Source organism: Mycolicibacterium arcueilense (genome assembly GCF_058536225.1).
The window spans coordinates 1-16,423 of sequence record NZ_JBZTYL010000003.1 but is presented as its reverse complement, the minus strand read 5'-3'; the positions used below and the strand labels follow the sequence as shown (position 1 = coordinate 16,423).

Genomic DNA, 16,423 nt, shown 5'->3' with positions numbered 1-16,423 from the left:
TTCAGTCCTTCGCCTCGCAGGAGCAGTCGTTCGCTGATTCGGGCGGCTCCACCTGCACGGTGGCGTGGGCGAGGCCCCGGGCGTTCAGTACCGCGCGGGCGTCGTCGAGCACCCGGGCGGTGTCGGCGTTGCTGGTCAGGTGCGCGGTGACCATGTCCTTGCCGGGGACCAGCGTCCACACGTGCAGATCGTGCACGCCCGTCACGCCGTCCACCGCGCCGAGCGCGGTACGCAGCTCTTCGACGTCGATGTGCTGTGGCGAGGACTCGCTCAGGATCCGCAGCGCTGCCCGGGCCAACGCGATGGCGCGGGGCAGGACCCAGAGCGCGACCAGGACGGCGACGACGACGTCGGCGTAGGGCCAGCCGGTGGTGACGGTGACGATGCCGGCGACCAGGACGCCGATGCTGCCGACGGTGTCGGCCACGACCTCCATGTAGGCGCCCTTGACGGCGAGGCTGTCCTTGGAGTGCGACCGCAGCATCATCACGACGACGGCGTTGGCGGCCAGCCCGGCCAGCGCCACGACGATCATCGGTACGCCGGGGACGTCGGGCGCGTTGCCGAGGCGTTCGAAGGCCTCGTACAGGATGAAGCCCGCCACGCCGAGGAGCAGGGCGGCGTTGGCGACGGCGGTGAAGACCTCGGCCCGGTGCCAGCCGTAGGTGCGGGCCGGGGAGGTACTTCCGCGCCGGGCCAGCAACACCGCGGTCAATCCCATGAACATGGCGACCAGGTCGGTGAGCATGTGGCCGGCGTCGGCGAGCAGCGCGATCGAGTTGATCAGCAGCGCGGTGACCAGCTCAAGGACGAAAAACGCACTGAGGATCGCCGCGGCGATGAGCATTCTGCTGACGCGGGTATCGCTGCTGTGACTGTGATCGTGGCCGGCACCCATGCCTCGAAATATATGCGGAAGTACGCATATGTGGCAAGCGTTGGGTCGAGTGTCACGCCAGAGTGGCTGTCGGCGCCGAGTGTCACGCCAGCGTGGCTGCCGGGGGGCGGGTTAAAGCCAGGCGGACCAGAAACGGGTCAGCTGGCTGCCGATGGACACCAGCTGGCTCGGCACCCCGGACAGGTCGACGAACCAGAAGACCACCGAGAAGAACCACCGGTTGAGCGTGGGCGTGATCAGCAGGATCAGCAGGATGAAGAAGCCCCACTGTTTGGCCGGCTCCAGCGCCCGCTGGGTGTCGGGGCTCAGATGCGGTTCCAGGGCGCCGTACCCGTCCAGCCCGGGAACCGGCAGCAGGTTCAGTAGGACGGCGGTGACCTGTAGGAATCCCAGGAAGGCCAGCCCCGACCAGAACACCAGGTGGGCCGGGTCGAAGAAGACCGCGGTGACGGTCAGCAGCAGGACGGCGAGCACCACGTTGGCGGCCGGCCCGGCCAGGCTGACCAGTGTCTTCTGCCTGGCCGTCATCCACGAGGTACGGACATAGACGGCCCCGCCGGGCAGGCCGATCCCGCCGAGCGCAATGAACAGCACCGGCAATCCCAGCGACAGCAGGGGATGGGAGTACTTGAGCGGGTTGAGCGTCAGATACCCGCGCACCGCCACGTCGTGATCACCGAACCGCCACGCCGTGAACGCATGGCCGAACTCGTGAAGGCACAACGACACCAGCCAGCCCGCGATCACCAGGATGAAGACGCCCACGTAGGACAGCGGCTTCACGGTGTCGGCGGCCAACCAGGCCACCACCCCGCCCGCGACCGTGATCGCGACGACGGCCAGGAAGACCGGGCTGGGCCGTACCGACTGATGCAGCGGGCGGATGTTCACGATTCGACGCTACCGGCTGTGGCCGCAGTTCAGCCGACCCGCAGCCAGCCCTCAGTGTGCCGATAGAACGTCGAGCGTCGTACCGTCCGCGCCCCGGCCACTCCGTCCCGGATCACCTGCGCACCCGGGGTACCCAGCTGTGCGGCGCGGCCGACGACCCACCGGCGCGGGCGGCCACGGTCTGACAGCACGCTCGCGCGCAGTCCCGGCATGCTCGTCGTGGGCTCGACCCGGACACCTGGAGCCTCGCCGTCGAACAGCACGATGTCGTCGACGATGGCCTCGCCCTGCAGCGCCGCACCGTCGGGCCCGTGCCACTGTGCCGCACCGACCAGCACAGTTCCCGTCTCGTCGCGGATCAGCGGGACACGCCGGGCAGACCCGCGGAGTGCACGCCGCGCGGACCAGCTGCCAGTGGCCGCAGCGACCTCGACGTCGAGCCGATCGGCGCGCAGCAACGCGGTGAGCACGGCGGCCAGCTCGCCGTCGCCGCCGGTCACGACCAGTCTGCGGTGCGCGCCGAGGTCGTCGACATCGACTCTCGGCAGGTTGCGGAGCGGGCGCGGAACGGGCCCTGTGCCGACCACCGCGACCCCGTCTGAGGTGGTCAAAACTGCTCCTTGTGGTCAGACAAATGTGTTCCTGGCGTGAGCTGGGATAAGGTGGCCTACCGGCTGCATCACACTAGTGCGGAAGATTAGGCGGGAGATTACGCCATGCCGGCAATCGTCCTCATCGGCGCCCAATGGGGCGACGAGGGCAAAGGTAAAGCCACCGATCTGCTCGGTGGCCGCGTGCAGTGGGTGGTTCGCTACCAGGGGGGCAACAACGCCGGGCATACCGTCGTGCTTCCCACGGGGGAGAACTTCGCACTGCACCTGATCCCTTCGGGCATCCTGACGCCAGGGGTCACCAACGTCATCGGTAACGGCGTGGTGGTCGACCCGGGTGTGCTGCTCACCGAGCTCCACGGGCTGGAAGAGCGAGGTGTCGACACCTCGGGCCTGCTGATCTCGGCCGACGCGCATCTGCTGATGCCGTATCACGTCGCCATCGACAAGGTGGTGGAGCGCTACGCGGGCAGCAAGAAGATCGGCACCACCGGCCGCGGCATCGGTCCCTGCTACCAGGACAAGATCGCCCGCATCGGCATCCGGGTCGCCGACGTGCTCGACGAGCAGTTGCTGGCCGAAAAGATCGAGGCGGCACTGGAATTCAAGAACCAGGTGTTGGTCAAGATCTACAACCGCAAGGCGCTCGAGCCCGCCGAGGTACTCGAGAACCTGCTCACCCAGGCCGAAGGCTTCAAGCACCGCATCGCCGATTCCCGGCTGCTGCTGAACCAGGCGCTGGAAAAGGGCGAGACCGTGCTGCTGGAGGGCTCGCAGGGCACCCTGCTCGACGTCGACCACGGCACCTACCCGTTCGTCACCTCGTCGAACCCGACCGCCGGCGGTGCCGCGGTCGGTTCCGGGATCGGGCCGACGCAGATCACCACCGTGCTGGGAATCCTCAAGGCCTACACCACCCGCGTCGGATCGGGTCCGTTCCCGACCGAGCTGTTCGACGAGCACGGCGCGTACCTGGCCAAGACCGGCGGCGAGGTCGGTGTGACCACCGGCCGGGCCCGGCGCTGTGGCTGGTTCGACGCGGTGATCGCGCGGTACGCGACCCGGGTCAACGGCATCACCGACTACTTCCTGACCAAGCTCGACGTGCTGTCCAGCCTGGAGACGGTGCCGGTGTGCGTCGGCTACAAGGTCGACGGCAAGCGCACCAACGAGATGCCCATGACGCAGTCCGACATCCACCGCGCCGAGCCGATCTACGAGGAGCTGCCCGGTTGGTGGGAGGACATCTCCACCGCCCGTGAGTTCTCCGATCTGCCCGCCAAGGCCCAGGACTACGTGCTGCGGCTCGAAGAGCTTGCCGGCGCGCATGTTTCGTGCATCGGTGTGGGGCCGGGTCGCGAGCAGACGATCGTGCGCCGTGACATCCTGGCTGCCAAGTGACCGACGAGCGGCCATCGGTCTTTGAGCAGCACGGCGGATTTCCGGTATTCGAATCAGCCGATCCAGGACCGGGTTTCGCGCGTTTCCTGACCGCGATGCGCCGAGCGCAGGATCTCGCCGTGTCGGCCGATCCGGACAGCGACACCTGGGACGACGCGGCCGATCGGGTCGAAGAGCTGGTCAAGCTGCTCGCTCCGTACGAGGCCGCCGAGGGTGTGGGCCCGGCCAACCGGGTGCCGTCCCTGCCGGGTGTCGGCAGCCTGCTGATGCCGCCGTTCACCGTGTCGAAGTTCGAGCCCGAGGGCGTCGAATTGAAGGTCGAGTTCAGCCGATTCCACGTCGGCGGCAACTATGCGGTGCACGGCGGTGTGCTGCCGCTGCTGTTCGATTCGGTGTTCGGCATGGTGATCCACGCGGCGGGCCGGCCGATCAGCCGTACCGCGTTCCTGCATGTGGACTACCGCAAGGTGACCCCGATCGACACGGTGCTGACCGCCCGCGGTTGGGTGCGTGAGTCGGAGGGGCGCAAGGCATTTGTGAACGCCGAACTGCGTGACCCCGACGAGAACCTGCTCGCCGAGGCCAATGGCCTAATGCTCAGATTGCTGCCGGGCCAGCCCTAGATCTAGATCGCGGTGCGGCCGCCGTCGGCCGGCAGCACCGCGCCGTGAATGAAACTGGCGTCCTCGCTCACCAGAAAGCCGATGGTTCTTGCGATTTCGGTGGGATCGGCGACACGTCGCGCCGGGGCCTGTGCCGCGAGGGCAGTCAGTCGGTCGGTGCCGTACTGAGCCGTGGTGCCTTCGGTAAGCGTCGGTCCCGGAGCGACGGCGTTGATCCGGACACCCTTGGGCCCGTATTCGGCGGCCCATGATTTGGTGAGCAGATTCAGCGCGGCCTTTGACGACGCGTACACCGCCGAACCCGCTGTGCCGAACATGGAGACCATGGTGCTGACGTTCACGATCGCGCCGTCTCCGCGCTTGGCCATGGCTGGTGCGGTTGCTCCGACGAGGAAGAACGGGATCTTCACGTTGAGGTCGAAGCAGTCGTCGAAGTCGTCTTCGGCGATGGCCGCGGTGGGCCCGAAGACCGCGATGGCGGCGTTGTTGATCAGGATGTCGATCTGGCCGGCGACCGTCAGTGCCTGTTCTACCAAGCCATGGGCGCTGGCGGCGTCGGTCAATGTGGCGGGCAGAAAGTCGGCGTTGCCGCCGGCATTGCGGATCTCGGTCACCACCTGCGCTCCGCGGTCGGCGTCTCGACCGCTTGCCAGAACGTGCGCACCCTGTTGCGCGAGATGTACTGCGGTGGCATAGCCGATCCCGCTCGTGGCTCCGGTGACCAGTGCGGTTCTTCCACTCAATGACACCGGGACATCGTAAGGGGGCGAATGTGATCGCAGTTCGGGACTCGGGGTGTCACTATGGCGCCGTGGATCAACGACCTTTGCACCGTTTGTCGACGCCGCGCGCCGCGGCGATCGCGGGAGTGTTGTTCGCCCTGTTGTTCGGGGCATCGCTGATCCTGATTCGCACCGCGCTGCCCGAGGGCGCCGAGCCGGGCTCCCAATGGATCGACGGAGCGAGCACCCGGCTGCGGGTGGCGTCGGTCCTGATGCCGTTCGCGGGTATCGCGTTCCTGTGGTTCATCGGCGTGGTGCGTGACGGGTTCGGCCGGTTTGAGGACCGGTTCTTCTCGTCCGTGTTCCTCGGCAGCGGCATCTTGTTCCTGGCCATGATGTTCGTATCCTCGGCCGTCGGTGCCGCATTGATCGCCAGCAAGGCCGGGATGGTCGACGCTGCGGCGCATTCCGACGTCGCCACGTTCGGGCAGATGCTGCTGCTGGCGCTGAGCAAGACCTACGGGATCCGTATGGCTGCCGTGTTCATGATCTCGCTGGCCACGATCTGGTTGAAGACCGGCTTGATGCCGCGTCCGTTGGCGTTCGCGACATACCTTCTCGCGGTGACGCTTCTGGTTGCCGGCGATCTGAGCATGTGGCTGACGCTGGCGTTCCCGACCTGGGTGCTGGCGGTCAGCCTGTTGTTCCTAGTCCGAGCCGGGGTGATCGATCTACCCGGTGAGCACGAGCATTCCGGCTAGTCGGCGGTAGTTCGCCTGCGCGTGTCGTGGAGTTGGAGTAGTATCGAACATATGTTCGAAGACGATTCCGATGTGACACTGATCGACGCGATGTCCGCGTCGGCCCGTGCGGAATCAGCGGCGATCGCGGGGCGGTTGGCCGCGATCGGGGCGTTGGACACCCTGCGCGAACGAGAACTGGTCGACAGCATTTTGTGGCGCACCGACCCGTATGCGGAGGTGTGCGCCGAGGTGTCGGCGGCGATGCGCATCTCCCGGGGTCGGGCGGGTACCCAGGTGCATCACGCCCGGATACTGCGCGACAAACTGCCGTTGGTGGCGGCCCGATTCGCCGTGGGGGATATTGATTATCGGGTGGTGTCGATGATCATCGCCCGCACCGAGACCGCGGACCGGTCGGTGTGGGCCGAACTGGATGCCGAACTCGCGGGCCGGGCGCATCGGTGGATGCGGTTCTCCGAGCGGCAGTTGCGGGATCGGATCGATCATTGGATCGCCAAACTGGATCCGAACGGGGTGCGGGTGCCTCCGGATCTGGCGCAGGACCGGTTCGTGCAGGTGGAGCCGGGCAGCCCGGGTGCGGCCACGATCTGGGCGAATGTCGATGCTGAGGACGCGGCGGCGTTCGATCAACGGTTGGATGCGTTGGCCGACACGGTGTGTGAGCATGATCCGCGCAGTTGGGAGCGGCGCCGTTCTGATGCGGTCGGGCCGCTGGCGCGGCTGGAAGCTCAGTTGGTGTGCCGGTGTGGTCGTGAGGACTGCCCGGCGGCCCAGAAGCGCGCGGCCGCTGATGCGGCGGTGGTTCATGTGCTGGCCAGCCAAGCCACCCTGGATGGGATGTCGCCGGATCCGGGATATCTACCCGGGTACGGGATCCTGCCCGCCGACCGTGTGCGCGACCTCGCGAGTAACGCCAAGCTCAAGCCGGTGCGGGTACCCGCTGACACCTCTACGTCGCCCAGCGAATCCAGCGCGCCACCCGAGCTCGGCGAGTCGACGGGGCTGCCTGAGCCCGCCCAACCCAGCGAGTCCAGCGCCCCTGACGGTTCCGAGCCGGGGTATCGCCCGTCGGTGGCGCTCTCCGAGTTCATCCGCTGGCGGGATTTGACGTGCCGGTTCCCGGGCTGTGACGCACCCGTGGACCGCTGCGACATCGACCACACCGTCCCGTACCCGATCGGGCCGACGCATCCGTCCAACACCAAGCTTTACTGCCGGGCGCATCACTTGATCAAAACGTTCTGCCCCGGCTGGTCAGACCGTCAATTACCCGATGGCACAGTAGAAGTCACCACACCCACCGGCCACACCTACGCCACCGAACCCCACGGCGCCGGCATGTTCCCCACCCTGGGTCAACCCACCGGGGACCTCAACCTCCCCGAACCCGAACCGCCGGCCCCGAACCCGAACTCAAATCCGAACCGGGCCGCGAAGGTGCCCAAACGCAGCCGCACCCGCGAACAAGACCGCCAAGACCGCATCGCCGAGGAACGACGCCTACGCGCCGAACTCAACAACGACCTCGCCACCGAACGCGACTACCAAGCCTGGCTCGCCGAGGAATACGGACCACCACCACCGTTCTGAACGGCTCGGCGTCAGTCGCCGGTGAGCTTCAATGCGCTTGCCGGGCACAGCTTGACGGCCTCGCGCGCATGCGCGATCTCATCGTCGGGCACCTCATCGACGAGGACTTCGACCACGCCGTCATCGTCCTGATCGAAGACGACGTCGGAGACCATCACGCAGTTGCCCGAGGCGATGCAGGCATCCCGATCTGCTTCTACTTTCATGGCGCTCACCACGTTACCGCCAACGATTTGAGGCCGTAGATGAAGTGGAAAGACCGGTAGGCGACGTCCTCGAACGGCTCGGCCAGCCCGAGGTCCGGGAACCTTTGCAGCAGGGCCGGGAAGGCGATCCGCATCTCCATGCGGGCCAGCGGAGCACCGAGACAGTGGTGCACGCCGTGGCCGAAGGCCAGATGCCCGGGCGCACCGCGGCGGATGTCGAGCATGTCGGGGGTGTCGATGAAGTCGGGGTCCCGGTTGCCCGCGGGCAGGGAGGCGAAGACCAATTCGCCTGCGGGTATCCGCACGCCGGCAACATCGACCTCGGTGTTCGTGAAGCGCGGGATGGCGTTCTGGACGATGGACAGCCAGCGCAGCAGTTCCTCGACGGCGGGGCCGACGGCATCCGGGTCGTCCCGCACGGCAGCCAGTTGATCGGGGTGACGCAGCAATGCCAGGACGCCGAGGCCAAGCATGTTCGACGTGGTCTCATGCCCGGCGAGCAGCAGCAGCCCGGCGATGCCGACGAGCTCGTCGTCGGACAGCTCGCCACCATGGTCGCGGACCAGCATGCCGAGGATGTCCTCACCCGGATCCTGGCGGGCCCGCAGGACGAGGCCACGCATGTAGTCACGGCTCTGCTGTTGCAGCGCAAGACGTTCCGCGATGGACAGAGACAGGTCGAGCTGGTGCGTGGAGCGTTCCTGAAAGTCGTCGCGGTCCTCGTAGGGCACCCCGAGCAGCTCGCAGATGACCAGCGAGGGGATGGGCAGCGCAAAGTCGGCCACCAGATCCGAGGGTGGCCCCGCCGCTGCCATCGCATCGAGTCGGGCGTCGACGATCTCGACGATCCGAGGTTCGAGACGTTTCATCCGGCGGATGGTGAACTCCGCGGTGAGCATGCGGCGCAGCCGCTGGTGGTCGGGCGGGTCAAGCCCCAAGAGGTTGCCGGCGCGGGCGCTGGCCAGCTCCTCCTCGGACATCTGGGGCGCACCGGGTAGGGCAAAACCGGTTGGTCTGCTGTTGGAGAACCGTTCGTGGTCGCTCAACACCGCCTTGACGTCTTCGTGGCGGGTGATCAGGTACACGGGATTGCCGAGCGCACTGATGACCTTGCGTACCCCGTCGGTCTCACGGATCTCGCGCAGGTCTGGCGTCGGGTCGAAGGCATTGCGCCGCATGTGCACTGGCGGCAGCGTGATCGGCCCAGTCATGCCACGACGCTACCCGCGCGCCAGGAAATCCCTGATCAACGTGTTGACGAGGCGGGGATTCTCCAGCGCGGCCAGGTGCGCGACGCCGTCGAGCACCGTCACGTCCGCCCCCGGAATGGCGTCGGCCATCGCGATGGTCTCCGCGAGCGGGAACGTGGCATCTTCCGCACCGGCGACCACGAGGACGGGTGTCTTCACGCGGGAGAGCAAGGCCCGCTGATCCGGCCGGCGCGGCACCACGCTCGTCACCGCCCAGGCGGCGGAATCGACGTCGACCAGGTGTACGGCATTCCGCACGAAGGCGACCACCTCGGGACGTGTGTCAAACGTCGTCGGGCCCAGGAACGCCGCGAGCACCGGACGGGTGAGGGGACCGCGGATTCCCCTGAGCGCTTTGGCCATCCGCAGCAGCAGGCCGTACTCGAGCTTCTGCCCGCGCCCGGCGGGCGACGCCGTGCAGTTCATCAACACGGCGCGCCCGATGCGGTTCGGGTACAACGCGGCGAACGTCCCGCCGATCATCCCGCCCCAGGAGTTGCCCACGAAGTGGGTGCGCTCGACGCCGACACCGTCGAGGATGTCGGCGACGGTAGCTGCGCAGTCTGTGAAACTGAAAGGGGCCGCCAGCTTTTCGCTGCCGCCGTGGCCGGGTGGGTCGACGACGATGACCCGGTGGTCGGGTTCGAACTCCCGCACCTGGCCGGCCCACATGTCGCCGGTCATCAGCAGGCTGGGCCAGAACAGGACCGCGTCGCCCTCGCCGCGGACCTGGACGCGGAGACGGCCGAGTTTCGTCGGGACTCGCAGCTCCTGCACATCTGCCAAGTTAGCGCTCGGCGTGCAGGCCCGGCCACCAGATGCGGGGACCGATCAAGGTGAACAGCGCGGGGATGATCACGGTGCGGACGACGAAGGTGTCCAGCAGGATGCCCAGCCCGACGATGATGCCCAGCTGCGTCAGCACGATCAGCGGCAGCACACCCAGCACGCAGAACACTGCCGCCAGCACCACGCCGGCACTGGTGATGACTGCACCGGTGGCCGACACGGCCCGCACGATGCCCAGTCGTGTTCCGAACTCGGGGGTCTCCTCACGGGCCCGGGTCACCAGGAAGATCGTGTAGTCCACGCCGAGGGCCACCAGGAACAGGAAGGCGAACAGCGGGGTGCTGTTGTCCAGCGCGGGGAATCCGAACAGGTGGACGCTGGCCCAGCCGCCAAGGCCGAGCGCGGCGAGTGCACTGAGCACCGTCACCCCGACAAGCACCAGCGGCGCGAACACGGACCGCAACAGGAGGTAGAGCACCGCCAGCACCACCGCGAGGATCGCCGGGATCACCACGAGCCGGTCGCGCTGGGCGGCCGCGGCGGTGTCCCTGGCCTGGGCATCGGACCCGCCCACGAGCGCACTGGGGTCCGCCGCGTGTACCGAATCCCGAAGGGCGTCAATGGTTTCGAAGGCCTCATCGGAGGCGGGTTCGCCCTTGAGTACCACCGACCACTGGCTCAGGCCCGTGGGGGACTGACCGGCAGGTGAGGCGGATACGACGCCGGGAGTATCGGTGATCGCCCGCTGCACCGCACCGCCCTTGGCGGTGGAGGCGATGACGCGGGTGGGGTCGGTCAGGCCGCTCGGGAAATGCGCGGCCAGTGTCTGATAGCCGGTCACCGATTCGGCCTGTACCCGGAACTGCTCGGTCTGCGTCAGCCCGATCGGGGTGGACAACAGGGCGGTGCACAGGACGGCGAGGCCGGCCAGCGAGACCAGAGCCACGCGGGCGGGCTTGCGGGCCACCGAGTCCGCAATCCGGTGCCAGATACCGGTTTCGGTCAGCGGTGTGGCGCCGACCTGGGGAATGAACGGCCAGAACAGTCGTTTGCCGCACAGGGCCAGCAGCGGTGGCAGCACGACCAGGACGAAGATCGCGGCGACCACCAGACCCGACGCGGCCTGCACGCCGAGGCTGCGATTACTGGGTGCCGAGGCGAACAGCAGGGTCAGCAGGGCCAGGACCACGGTCGCGTTACTGGCCACGATGGCAGGGGCGGCGGCCCGTACCGCTGTCACCAGGGCTTCGCGATGCTGCTCGCACCGCCCAAGTTCCTCGCGGTACCGCGAAATCAACAGCAGCGCATAGTTGGTGCCCGCACCGAACACCAGGACGCTGGTGATTCCCGAGGTGGAACCGTCCGGGCTCAGCCCGAGTCCGGAGGCCACCGCGGTGCCGACGACGGCGCCGACGCGGTCGGCGAAGGCGATGACCAGCAGCGGCACCAGCCACAGAACCGGTGAGCGGTAGGTGACGATCAGCAGGAGGGCCACCACAGCTGCAGTCACCGCGAGCAGTGTGATGTTCGCTCCGGCAAATGAATTGGCGATGTCGGCGCCGAATGCCGGGCCGCCGGTGATCTGGGCCCGAAGCTCGGCAGGCAGACCATCATTCGCGGTGGTGCGCAGATCCTTGACGGCGTCGTTCAATCCGAAGCCGGACAGGTCGGCCTTGAGCGGCACGGTGACCACCGCGGCCTTGCCGTCGTCGGAGACCGTCAACGGCGGGCCGGGAGCATCGGTCATCCGGTGGCGGGCATCGGCGGTGGCGTCGACGTCGCCCATGGTGAGTTCGGCGCCGTCGGCGCGGGTCACCACCAGAATCGCCGGAACCTGATCTCCACCGGGAAAATCGGCCCGCAGCGCGTCGGCCCGCGCCGACTCTGCATCAGCCGGGACGGCGACCGGTGACTGCGAGGCGGCGTCGCCGCCGCTGAGCAGGCCCAGGAGCGCGCCGGAGACGATCACGACCAACACAGCCAGCCACGCCAGACGCCTAATCACGGTTCAGTGTCGCCTCTTCCAAGTCGAGCCCATGGAGCACAGTACGCAGGACCTCGTCGTCGATGTGCCCGGCATCGCGCTCGGCGATGAACGTGTCCCGTTCGGCGGCAAGCATTTCCAGGCGCAGCCGGCGGAACGCGGATGTCGGGCTCTCACCGATGTCGGCGTCGTCGCGGCCCAGACGCTCCCAGGCGGCATTACGGCGCCGAGTGTTCCACGCCCGCAGCACGTCGGCGGCGCGTTCGGGCACATCGGTGGCGGATTGTTCGGACATCAAGGTGTCGAGCCGTTCGGCTGCGGCCCGCGCGGCCTTGTCCTGGGCCGCCGCCGTGGCGACGGCGTCGCTGTGCGCCTCGTCGCCCTGGACCCCGAGTACCCGGATGAACCAGGGCAACGTCAGGCCGTGCAGCAGCAGCGTGCCGACCACGACCACGAAGGTGAGGAACACCAGCTGTGGCCGGCCGGGGAACGGATCGCCGGCCAGCGTGGTGGCCGGAACGCCGAATGCCGCGGCCAGCGACACCACTCCGCGCATGCCCGCCCAGGCGACGACGAACAAATGTCCGCGCGACGGTGCTGGTTCCTCGGCGCAGAGCCGTTTGGAGAACAACCGGGGCAGATAGGTCGAGGCGTACACCCACACGATGCGCACCCCGATCACCGTGGTCAGCACGGCCGCCGACGAGATCGCCAGGGTGGCCGCCGAGATGCCCGCCAGCTCGCTGATGACTTTCGGCAGCTGCAGGCCGATCAGCAGGAAGGCGAACGATTCGAGGATCAGCTGCAGCGCCTTCCACACCGCTTTGTCCTGCAGTCGGGTGGCGTAGCCGGCCTGCGTCTCGCGCTGGCCCAGGATCAACGCGGCCACCACCACGGCGATCACGCCGGAGCCGTGGATCTCCTCAGCCAGCAGGTAGGTGAAGAACGGCGCCACCAGGCCGATGGCGCTCTCGACCAGTGGATCGTCGAGGCGGGTGCGGATGAAGTGCACCACCATGCCGATCACCCCGCCGACCACGATGCCGCCGACCGCGGCCAACCCGAAGGTGGCCAGGCCGTCGCCCCAGCTGGCGGCGGTGCCGATGGCGGCCCCGAGCGCCACCTTGTAGGCGGTCAGTGCGGTGGCGTCGTTGAGCAGGCTCTCGCCACCGAGCAGGGTCATCGTGCGCCGCGGCAGACCGAGGCGGCGGCCGACGGCGGTGGCCGACACCGCGTCGGGCGGGGCGACGATGGCGCCGAGGGTCAGGGCCGCGGCGATGGTGAGTTCGGGCACGGTGTGAAATGCGACGATTCCGACGGCAAACGTCGTCGCCAGCGGCAGCCCGACGGCGAGCAGCCCGATCGGCCTGATGTTGCGGCGCAACGCGACGTAGCTGCTCTCCAATCCCGCCGACCACAGCAGTGGCGGCAGGATCACGAAGAGCACCAGTTCGGGATCCAGCTGGACATCGCCGAAGCCGGGCAGTGCGCTGCCGGCGAGTCCGGCCACCACCAGCGCCAACGGCGCCGAGACGTCGAACCGGCGGGCGACGGCGGCCAGCAGTATTGCGGCCACCAGGGCCGCCAGGAGTGAGGCACCCACGTTGTCGTTCCTCCTTCGTGTGCCGTGCCTATCCTTGATCAACATGTTGAGGAGATCACGTCGGCGTGAGTCCAGTCCGATGCCTCGTACCTGTGCACATCTCGAAGCCGAGGTCCCCGAGCCGCAACCGTTGACTCCCGGACAGTGCCAGGAATGCGAGGAAGACGGCGAGAACAACTGGGCACATCTGCGGATGTGTGTGACGTGCGGTCACGTCGGTTGCTGTGACTCAAGCCCGCATCAGCATGCCACCAAGCACTTTCAGCAAAGCGGTCATCCCGTGATGCGTTCGGCGGAGCCCGGCGAGAGTTGGCGTTGGTGCTATATCGACCATCGGGTTGGGTGACGATCTGGCAGGCTGGTACGTGCGATGAGTGAATCGATTGAGGACGCGCAGACTGATGACCTGACCGATGATCAGGTCGACGGTGCCGAAGAGGCTCCGTCCCCCGAGCCCGCCGAGTCTCCCAAGCCCACCGATCCCGCGGCGACGGTGCTGCTGCTGGGTTCGGGTGAGTTGAGCCGGGAGCTCGCGCTGGCGTTTCAGCGGCTGGGCGGCGTCGTCGTCGCCGCGGACCGCTACTACGCCCCTGCCCACGGCGTCGCGGACCGCTCTGCGGTGATCAAGATGAATGACGCCGAGGAACTCGCCGCGCTGATCGAGCGGGAGCAGCCGCGTTACGTGGTGGCCGAGTCCGGCGTCATCGCCGCGGACGCCCTCGTCGCGGTGGCCGAGCGGGGTGGCATCGAGGTTCTGCCCGCCCCGCGCAGCATTCGGCTCAGTCAGGACCGCGAAGGCCTGCGCCGGCTGGCGTCGGACGAGCTGGGCCTGCCCACGGTGCCGTTCTGGTTCGCCGGGTCCGTCGACGAGCTGACTGCGGTGGCCGAGCATGCCGGCTTCCCGTTGGTGGTGAAGCCGGTGGTGGGCGCGCAGCGCGACGGGGAATCGGTGATGCTGCGGTCCGACGACGTCGAACCGGCTTGGCAGCGGGCGACCACCGCCGGACACATCGCGCAGAACCGCGTGCTGGCCGAGTCCGTCGTCGAGGTCGATTACGAGATCACGATGCTGACGGTGCGCACCGCCGGGCCGTCCGGTCCCGGAGTGCAGTTCTGCGAGCCGATCGGGCACCGTCAGGTCGGTACGGATGTGCTGGAGTCCTGGCAGCCTCAGCCCCTGTCGCCGGCTGCGCTGGACGCCGCGAAGTCCATCTCCGCCCGGATCGTCAACTCGTTGGGCGGGCGCGGGGTGTTCGGGGTCGAGCTGCTGGTGCAGGGCGACGATGTGTACTTCTCCGATGTCCGGATCCGGCCACACGACAGTGGGCTGGTGACGCTGCGGTCGCAGCGGCTGTCGGAGTTCGAACTGCATGCCAGGGCGATCCTGGGCCTGGCGGTCGACACCATCATGATCTCCCCGGCAGCCGCCGAGGTCAGCTACGGCGGCGCCGACACCGGTGAACTGTCGGGCGACATCAGCGGTGTGTTGGCCGAGGCGCTGGCCACGTCGGAAAGCGATGTGCGGTTGTTCGGCCGACCGGGTGAATCCGACGCCCCGCGGCGGCTCGGGGTGGCCCTGGCCACCGCGCCCGATGTCATCATCGCCCGTGACCGTGCCCGCCGGGTCGGCTCCGCGCTGCGCAAGCTGTGGTGAGCCGTGATGGCTGAGGAGACGGAGGACACGGGGGACCGGCCGACGATGGCGCCGTTCCTCGGCGCGCTGGCCATCATTGTGCTCGTGGTGATCGTGGTCGTTCTGCTCAACACGTTCGGTAGCGACGGGCGCAGCGAGGAGCAGAAGGTGAGCCTCGCCGCGGTCGGCCAGAACGACGCCCTGCAGCGGGAGAACTTCGGCGAGTTCACTGACCACACCTGCGTCGCGCAACGCGGCACCGAAGCCGATTTCATTGCCCGGCAGCGTGACTCGGTAGCCAAGCAGGGCGCCAGGTATGTGGACGACGTGACCGGGGTGCACGTTGAGGGTGATCGGGCCACCGCAACGGTGGTCTACCACTTCGGCAACGCCCCCGATGCCAAGGTGAACACCGAGACGGCGTTCGTGCGTGAGGACGGCCAATGGCGCGTCTGCTCGAGTATGGGAGACTCACGCCCGTGAGCTATGCAGGTGACATCACGCCTGAGGAGGCCTGGAAGCTTCTGAGCGAGAATTCCGAGGCCGTGCTGGTGGACTGCCGTACCGACGCTGAGTGGCGCTTCGTCGGTGTGCCGGATCTGTCCACCCTCGAGCGTGACGTGGTGTACGTGGAATGGAACCGGACGGACGGCGGGCACAACGACGCCTTCGTCGACGATCTCAAGGCGTCAGGAGTGACGCCGGGTGAGCGTCCGGTGGTCTTCCTGTGTCGCTCCGGCAACCGTTCGATCGGCGCGGCCGAGGCCGCCACTGCGGCCGGCATCGCGCCGTCGTACAACATCCTCGACGGATTCGAGGGCAATCTCGACGAGTTCCGCCACCGTGGCGGTACCGGTTGGAAAGCCGTCGGTCTGCCCTGGAAACAGAGCTGAAGCAGAGTTGAGGATCGATGACTGACATCCCATCTGTCCGGATCCCGGCTGCCCTGCCCGAGGGCGTCAGCCAGGCCACCATCGGCGTGCGCGGCGGTCTGCTGCGCTCGGAGTTCGAGGAAACCGCCGAGGCGATGTATCTGACCTCGGGGTACGTATACGAGTCCGCATCCGCGGCCGAGAAGGCGTTCACCGGCGAGATCGACCGCTTCGTCTACTCCCGCTACGGCAACCCGACCATCTCGATGTTCGAGGAGCGGCTGCGGCTCATCGAGGACGCTCCGGCTGCGTTCGCGACTGCCACCGGCATGGCGGCGGTCTTCACCGCGCTCGGTGCCCTGTTGGGTGCCGGTGACCGACTCGTGGCCGCCCGCAGCCTCTTCGGATCGTGCTTCGTGGTGTGCAACGAGATCCTGCCCCGCTGGGGTGTGGAGACGGTGTTCGTCGACGGCGAGGACCTCGCGCAGTGGGAAGAGGCACTGACAGACCCCTCTAAGCCTCAATCCGTGGACTGACTTGAGTGGTGTGGTTCGACGGTGATTCTGACGGCGGTTTGTGGGGTGGG

Annotated in this window: 17 protein-coding genes and 1 pseudogene; 9 read left to right on the top strand and 9 right to left on the bottom strand. The window is 67.7% G+C overall.

Annotation, left to right across the window (positions count from 1 at the left end; all coding sequences use genetic code 11):
* Window position 1 precedes the first annotated feature (1 nt).
* The 3 genes from AC4LGL_RS00685 to AC4LGL_RS00675 all read right to left on the bottom strand — a co-directional run bounded on the left by AC4LGL_RS00685 (window position 2) and on the right by AC4LGL_RS00675 (window position 2,400).
* Window positions 2-898, bottom strand: a complete 897-nt coding sequence (locus tag AC4LGL_RS00685) for a cation diffusion facilitator family transporter (protein WP_491837164.1) — start codon at window positions 896-898, stop codon at window positions 2-4.
* Window positions 899-1,009: 111 nt separating this feature from the next.
* On the bottom strand, window positions 1,010-1,789 hold the full coding sequence (locus AC4LGL_RS00680; RefSeq protein ID WP_491837163.1) for a site-2 protease family protein: 780 nt from the start codon (window positions 1,787-1,789) through the stop codon (window positions 1,010-1,012).
* Window positions 1,790-1,818: 29 nt separating this feature from the next.
* On the bottom strand, window positions 1,819-2,400 hold the full coding sequence (locus tag AC4LGL_RS00675) for a hypothetical protein (protein WP_491837162.1): 582 nt from the start codon (window positions 2,398-2,400) through the stop codon (window positions 1,819-1,821).
* A 105-nt stretch (window positions 2,401-2,505) separates the two neighbouring features.
* Between AC4LGL_RS00675 and AC4LGL_RS00670 the strand changes: the two genes are divergently transcribed.
* Together AC4LGL_RS00670 and AC4LGL_RS00665 are read left to right on the top strand one after the other, a co-directional pair.
* Window positions 2,506-3,801: an adenylosuccinate synthase gene (locus AC4LGL_RS00670; protein WP_491837161.1), complete on the top strand. Its 1,296-nt coding sequence runs from the start codon at window positions 2,506-2,508 to the stop codon at window positions 3,799-3,801.
* The gene (locus tag AC4LGL_RS00665; RefSeq protein WP_064931633.1) at window positions 3,798-4,424 is read left to right on the top strand and encodes a PaaI family thioesterase; all 627 of its coding nucleotides are present in this window, start codon (window positions 3,798-3,800) and stop codon (window positions 4,422-4,424) included. The genes AC4LGL_RS00670 and AC4LGL_RS00665 overlap by 4 nt, the downstream gene beginning before the upstream one ends.
* A 2-nt stretch (window positions 4,425-4,426) precedes the next feature.
* On the opposite strand, the gene AC4LGL_RS00660 is transcribed toward AC4LGL_RS00665, so the two are convergent.
* Window positions 4,427-5,173 carry an SDR family NAD(P)-dependent oxidoreductase gene (locus AC4LGL_RS00660; RefSeq protein ID WP_491837160.1) on the bottom strand — a complete coding sequence of 249 codons (747 nt, stop codon included), beginning with the start codon at window positions 5,171-5,173 and terminating at the stop codon, window positions 4,427-4,429.
* Window positions 5,174-5,259: 86 nt separating this feature from the next.
* Between AC4LGL_RS00660 and AC4LGL_RS00655 the strand changes: the two genes are divergently transcribed.
* Together AC4LGL_RS00655 and AC4LGL_RS00650 are read left to right on the top strand one after the other, a co-directional pair.
* Entirely contained in the window at window positions 5,260-5,907 is a 648-nt protein-coding gene (locus AC4LGL_RS00655) for a hypothetical protein (protein ID WP_491837217.1), read from the top strand.
* Between the two features lie 51 nt (window positions 5,908-5,958).
* Window positions 5,959-7,500: an HNH endonuclease signature motif containing protein gene (locus AC4LGL_RS00650; RefSeq protein WP_491837159.1), complete on the top strand. Its 1,542-nt coding sequence runs from the start codon at window positions 5,959-5,961 to the stop codon at window positions 7,498-7,500.
* Window positions 7,501-7,511: 11 nt separating this feature from the next.
* Here AC4LGL_RS00650 and AC4LGL_RS00645 read toward each other — a convergent pair whose 3' ends face one another.
* Genes AC4LGL_RS00645 through AC4LGL_RS00625 form a run of 5 tightly spaced genes read right to left on the bottom strand, consistent with a single transcriptional unit; the run spans window position 7,512 to window position 13,332 of the window.
* Window positions 7,512-7,706, bottom strand: a complete 195-nt coding sequence (locus tag AC4LGL_RS00645; RefSeq protein ID WP_055110659.1) for a ferredoxin — start codon at window positions 7,704-7,706, stop codon at window positions 7,512-7,514.
* Between the two features lie 5 nt (window positions 7,707-7,711).
* The gene (locus AC4LGL_RS00640; protein WP_491837158.1) at window positions 7,712-8,917 is read right to left on the bottom strand and encodes a cytochrome P450; all 1,206 of its coding nucleotides are present in this window, start codon (window positions 8,915-8,917) and stop codon (window positions 7,712-7,714) included.
* A gap of 9 nt (window positions 8,918-8,926) precedes the next feature.
* Window positions 8,927-9,733 (bottom strand): alpha/beta fold hydrolase, encoded by an 807-nt coding sequence (locus AC4LGL_RS00635; RefSeq protein WP_491837157.1) that lies wholly within the window; start codon window positions 9,731-9,733, stop codon window positions 8,927-8,929.
* A 10-nt stretch (window positions 9,734-9,743) separates the two neighbouring features.
* Window positions 9,744-11,750: an MMPL family transporter gene (locus tag AC4LGL_RS00630; RefSeq protein ID WP_491837156.1), complete on the bottom strand. Its 2,007-nt coding sequence runs from the start codon at window positions 11,748-11,750 to the stop codon at window positions 9,744-9,746.
* Complete coding sequence (locus AC4LGL_RS00625; RefSeq protein WP_491837155.1) at window positions 11,743-13,332, bottom strand: Na+/H+ antiporter; 1,590 nt, start codon at window positions 13,330-13,332, stop codon at window positions 11,743-11,745. The genes AC4LGL_RS00630 and AC4LGL_RS00625 overlap by 8 nt, the downstream gene beginning before the upstream one ends.
* 43 nt (window positions 13,333-13,375) lie before the next feature.
* Here AC4LGL_RS00625 and AC4LGL_RS00620 point away from each other — a divergent pair, with 43 nt between their 5' ends.
* The 5 genes and pseudogenes from AC4LGL_RS00620 to AC4LGL_RS00600 all read left to right on the top strand — a co-directional run.
* The gene (locus AC4LGL_RS00620; RefSeq protein WP_491837154.1) at window positions 13,376-13,678 is read left to right on the top strand and encodes a UBP-type zinc finger domain-containing protein; all 303 of its coding nucleotides are present in this window, start codon (window positions 13,376-13,378) and stop codon (window positions 13,676-13,678) included.
* A gap of 24 nt (window positions 13,679-13,702) precedes the next feature.
* Complete coding sequence (gene purT, locus AC4LGL_RS00615; protein ID WP_491837153.1) at window positions 13,703-14,986, top strand: formate-dependent phosphoribosylglycinamide formyltransferase; 1,284 nt, start codon at window positions 13,703-13,705, stop codon at window positions 14,984-14,986.
* A 6-nt stretch (window positions 14,987-14,992) separates the two neighbouring features.
* On the top strand, window positions 14,993-15,448 hold the full coding sequence (locus AC4LGL_RS00610) for an Rv0361 family membrane protein (protein ID WP_491837152.1): 456 nt from the start codon (window positions 14,993-14,995) through the stop codon (window positions 15,446-15,448).
* Window positions 15,445-15,858 carry a rhodanese-like domain-containing protein gene (locus AC4LGL_RS00605; protein ID WP_491837151.1) on the top strand — a complete coding sequence of 138 codons (414 nt, stop codon included), beginning with the start codon at window positions 15,445-15,447 and terminating at the stop codon, window positions 15,856-15,858. Before AC4LGL_RS00610 ends, AC4LGL_RS00605 begins: the two co-directional genes overlap by 4 nt.
* 17 nt (window positions 15,859-15,875) lie before the next feature.
* Window positions 15,876-16,355 (top strand): annotated as a pseudogene (locus AC4LGL_RS00600) (PLP-dependent transferase); the annotation flags it as partial.
* Window positions 16,356-16,423: the final 68 nt, after the last annotated feature.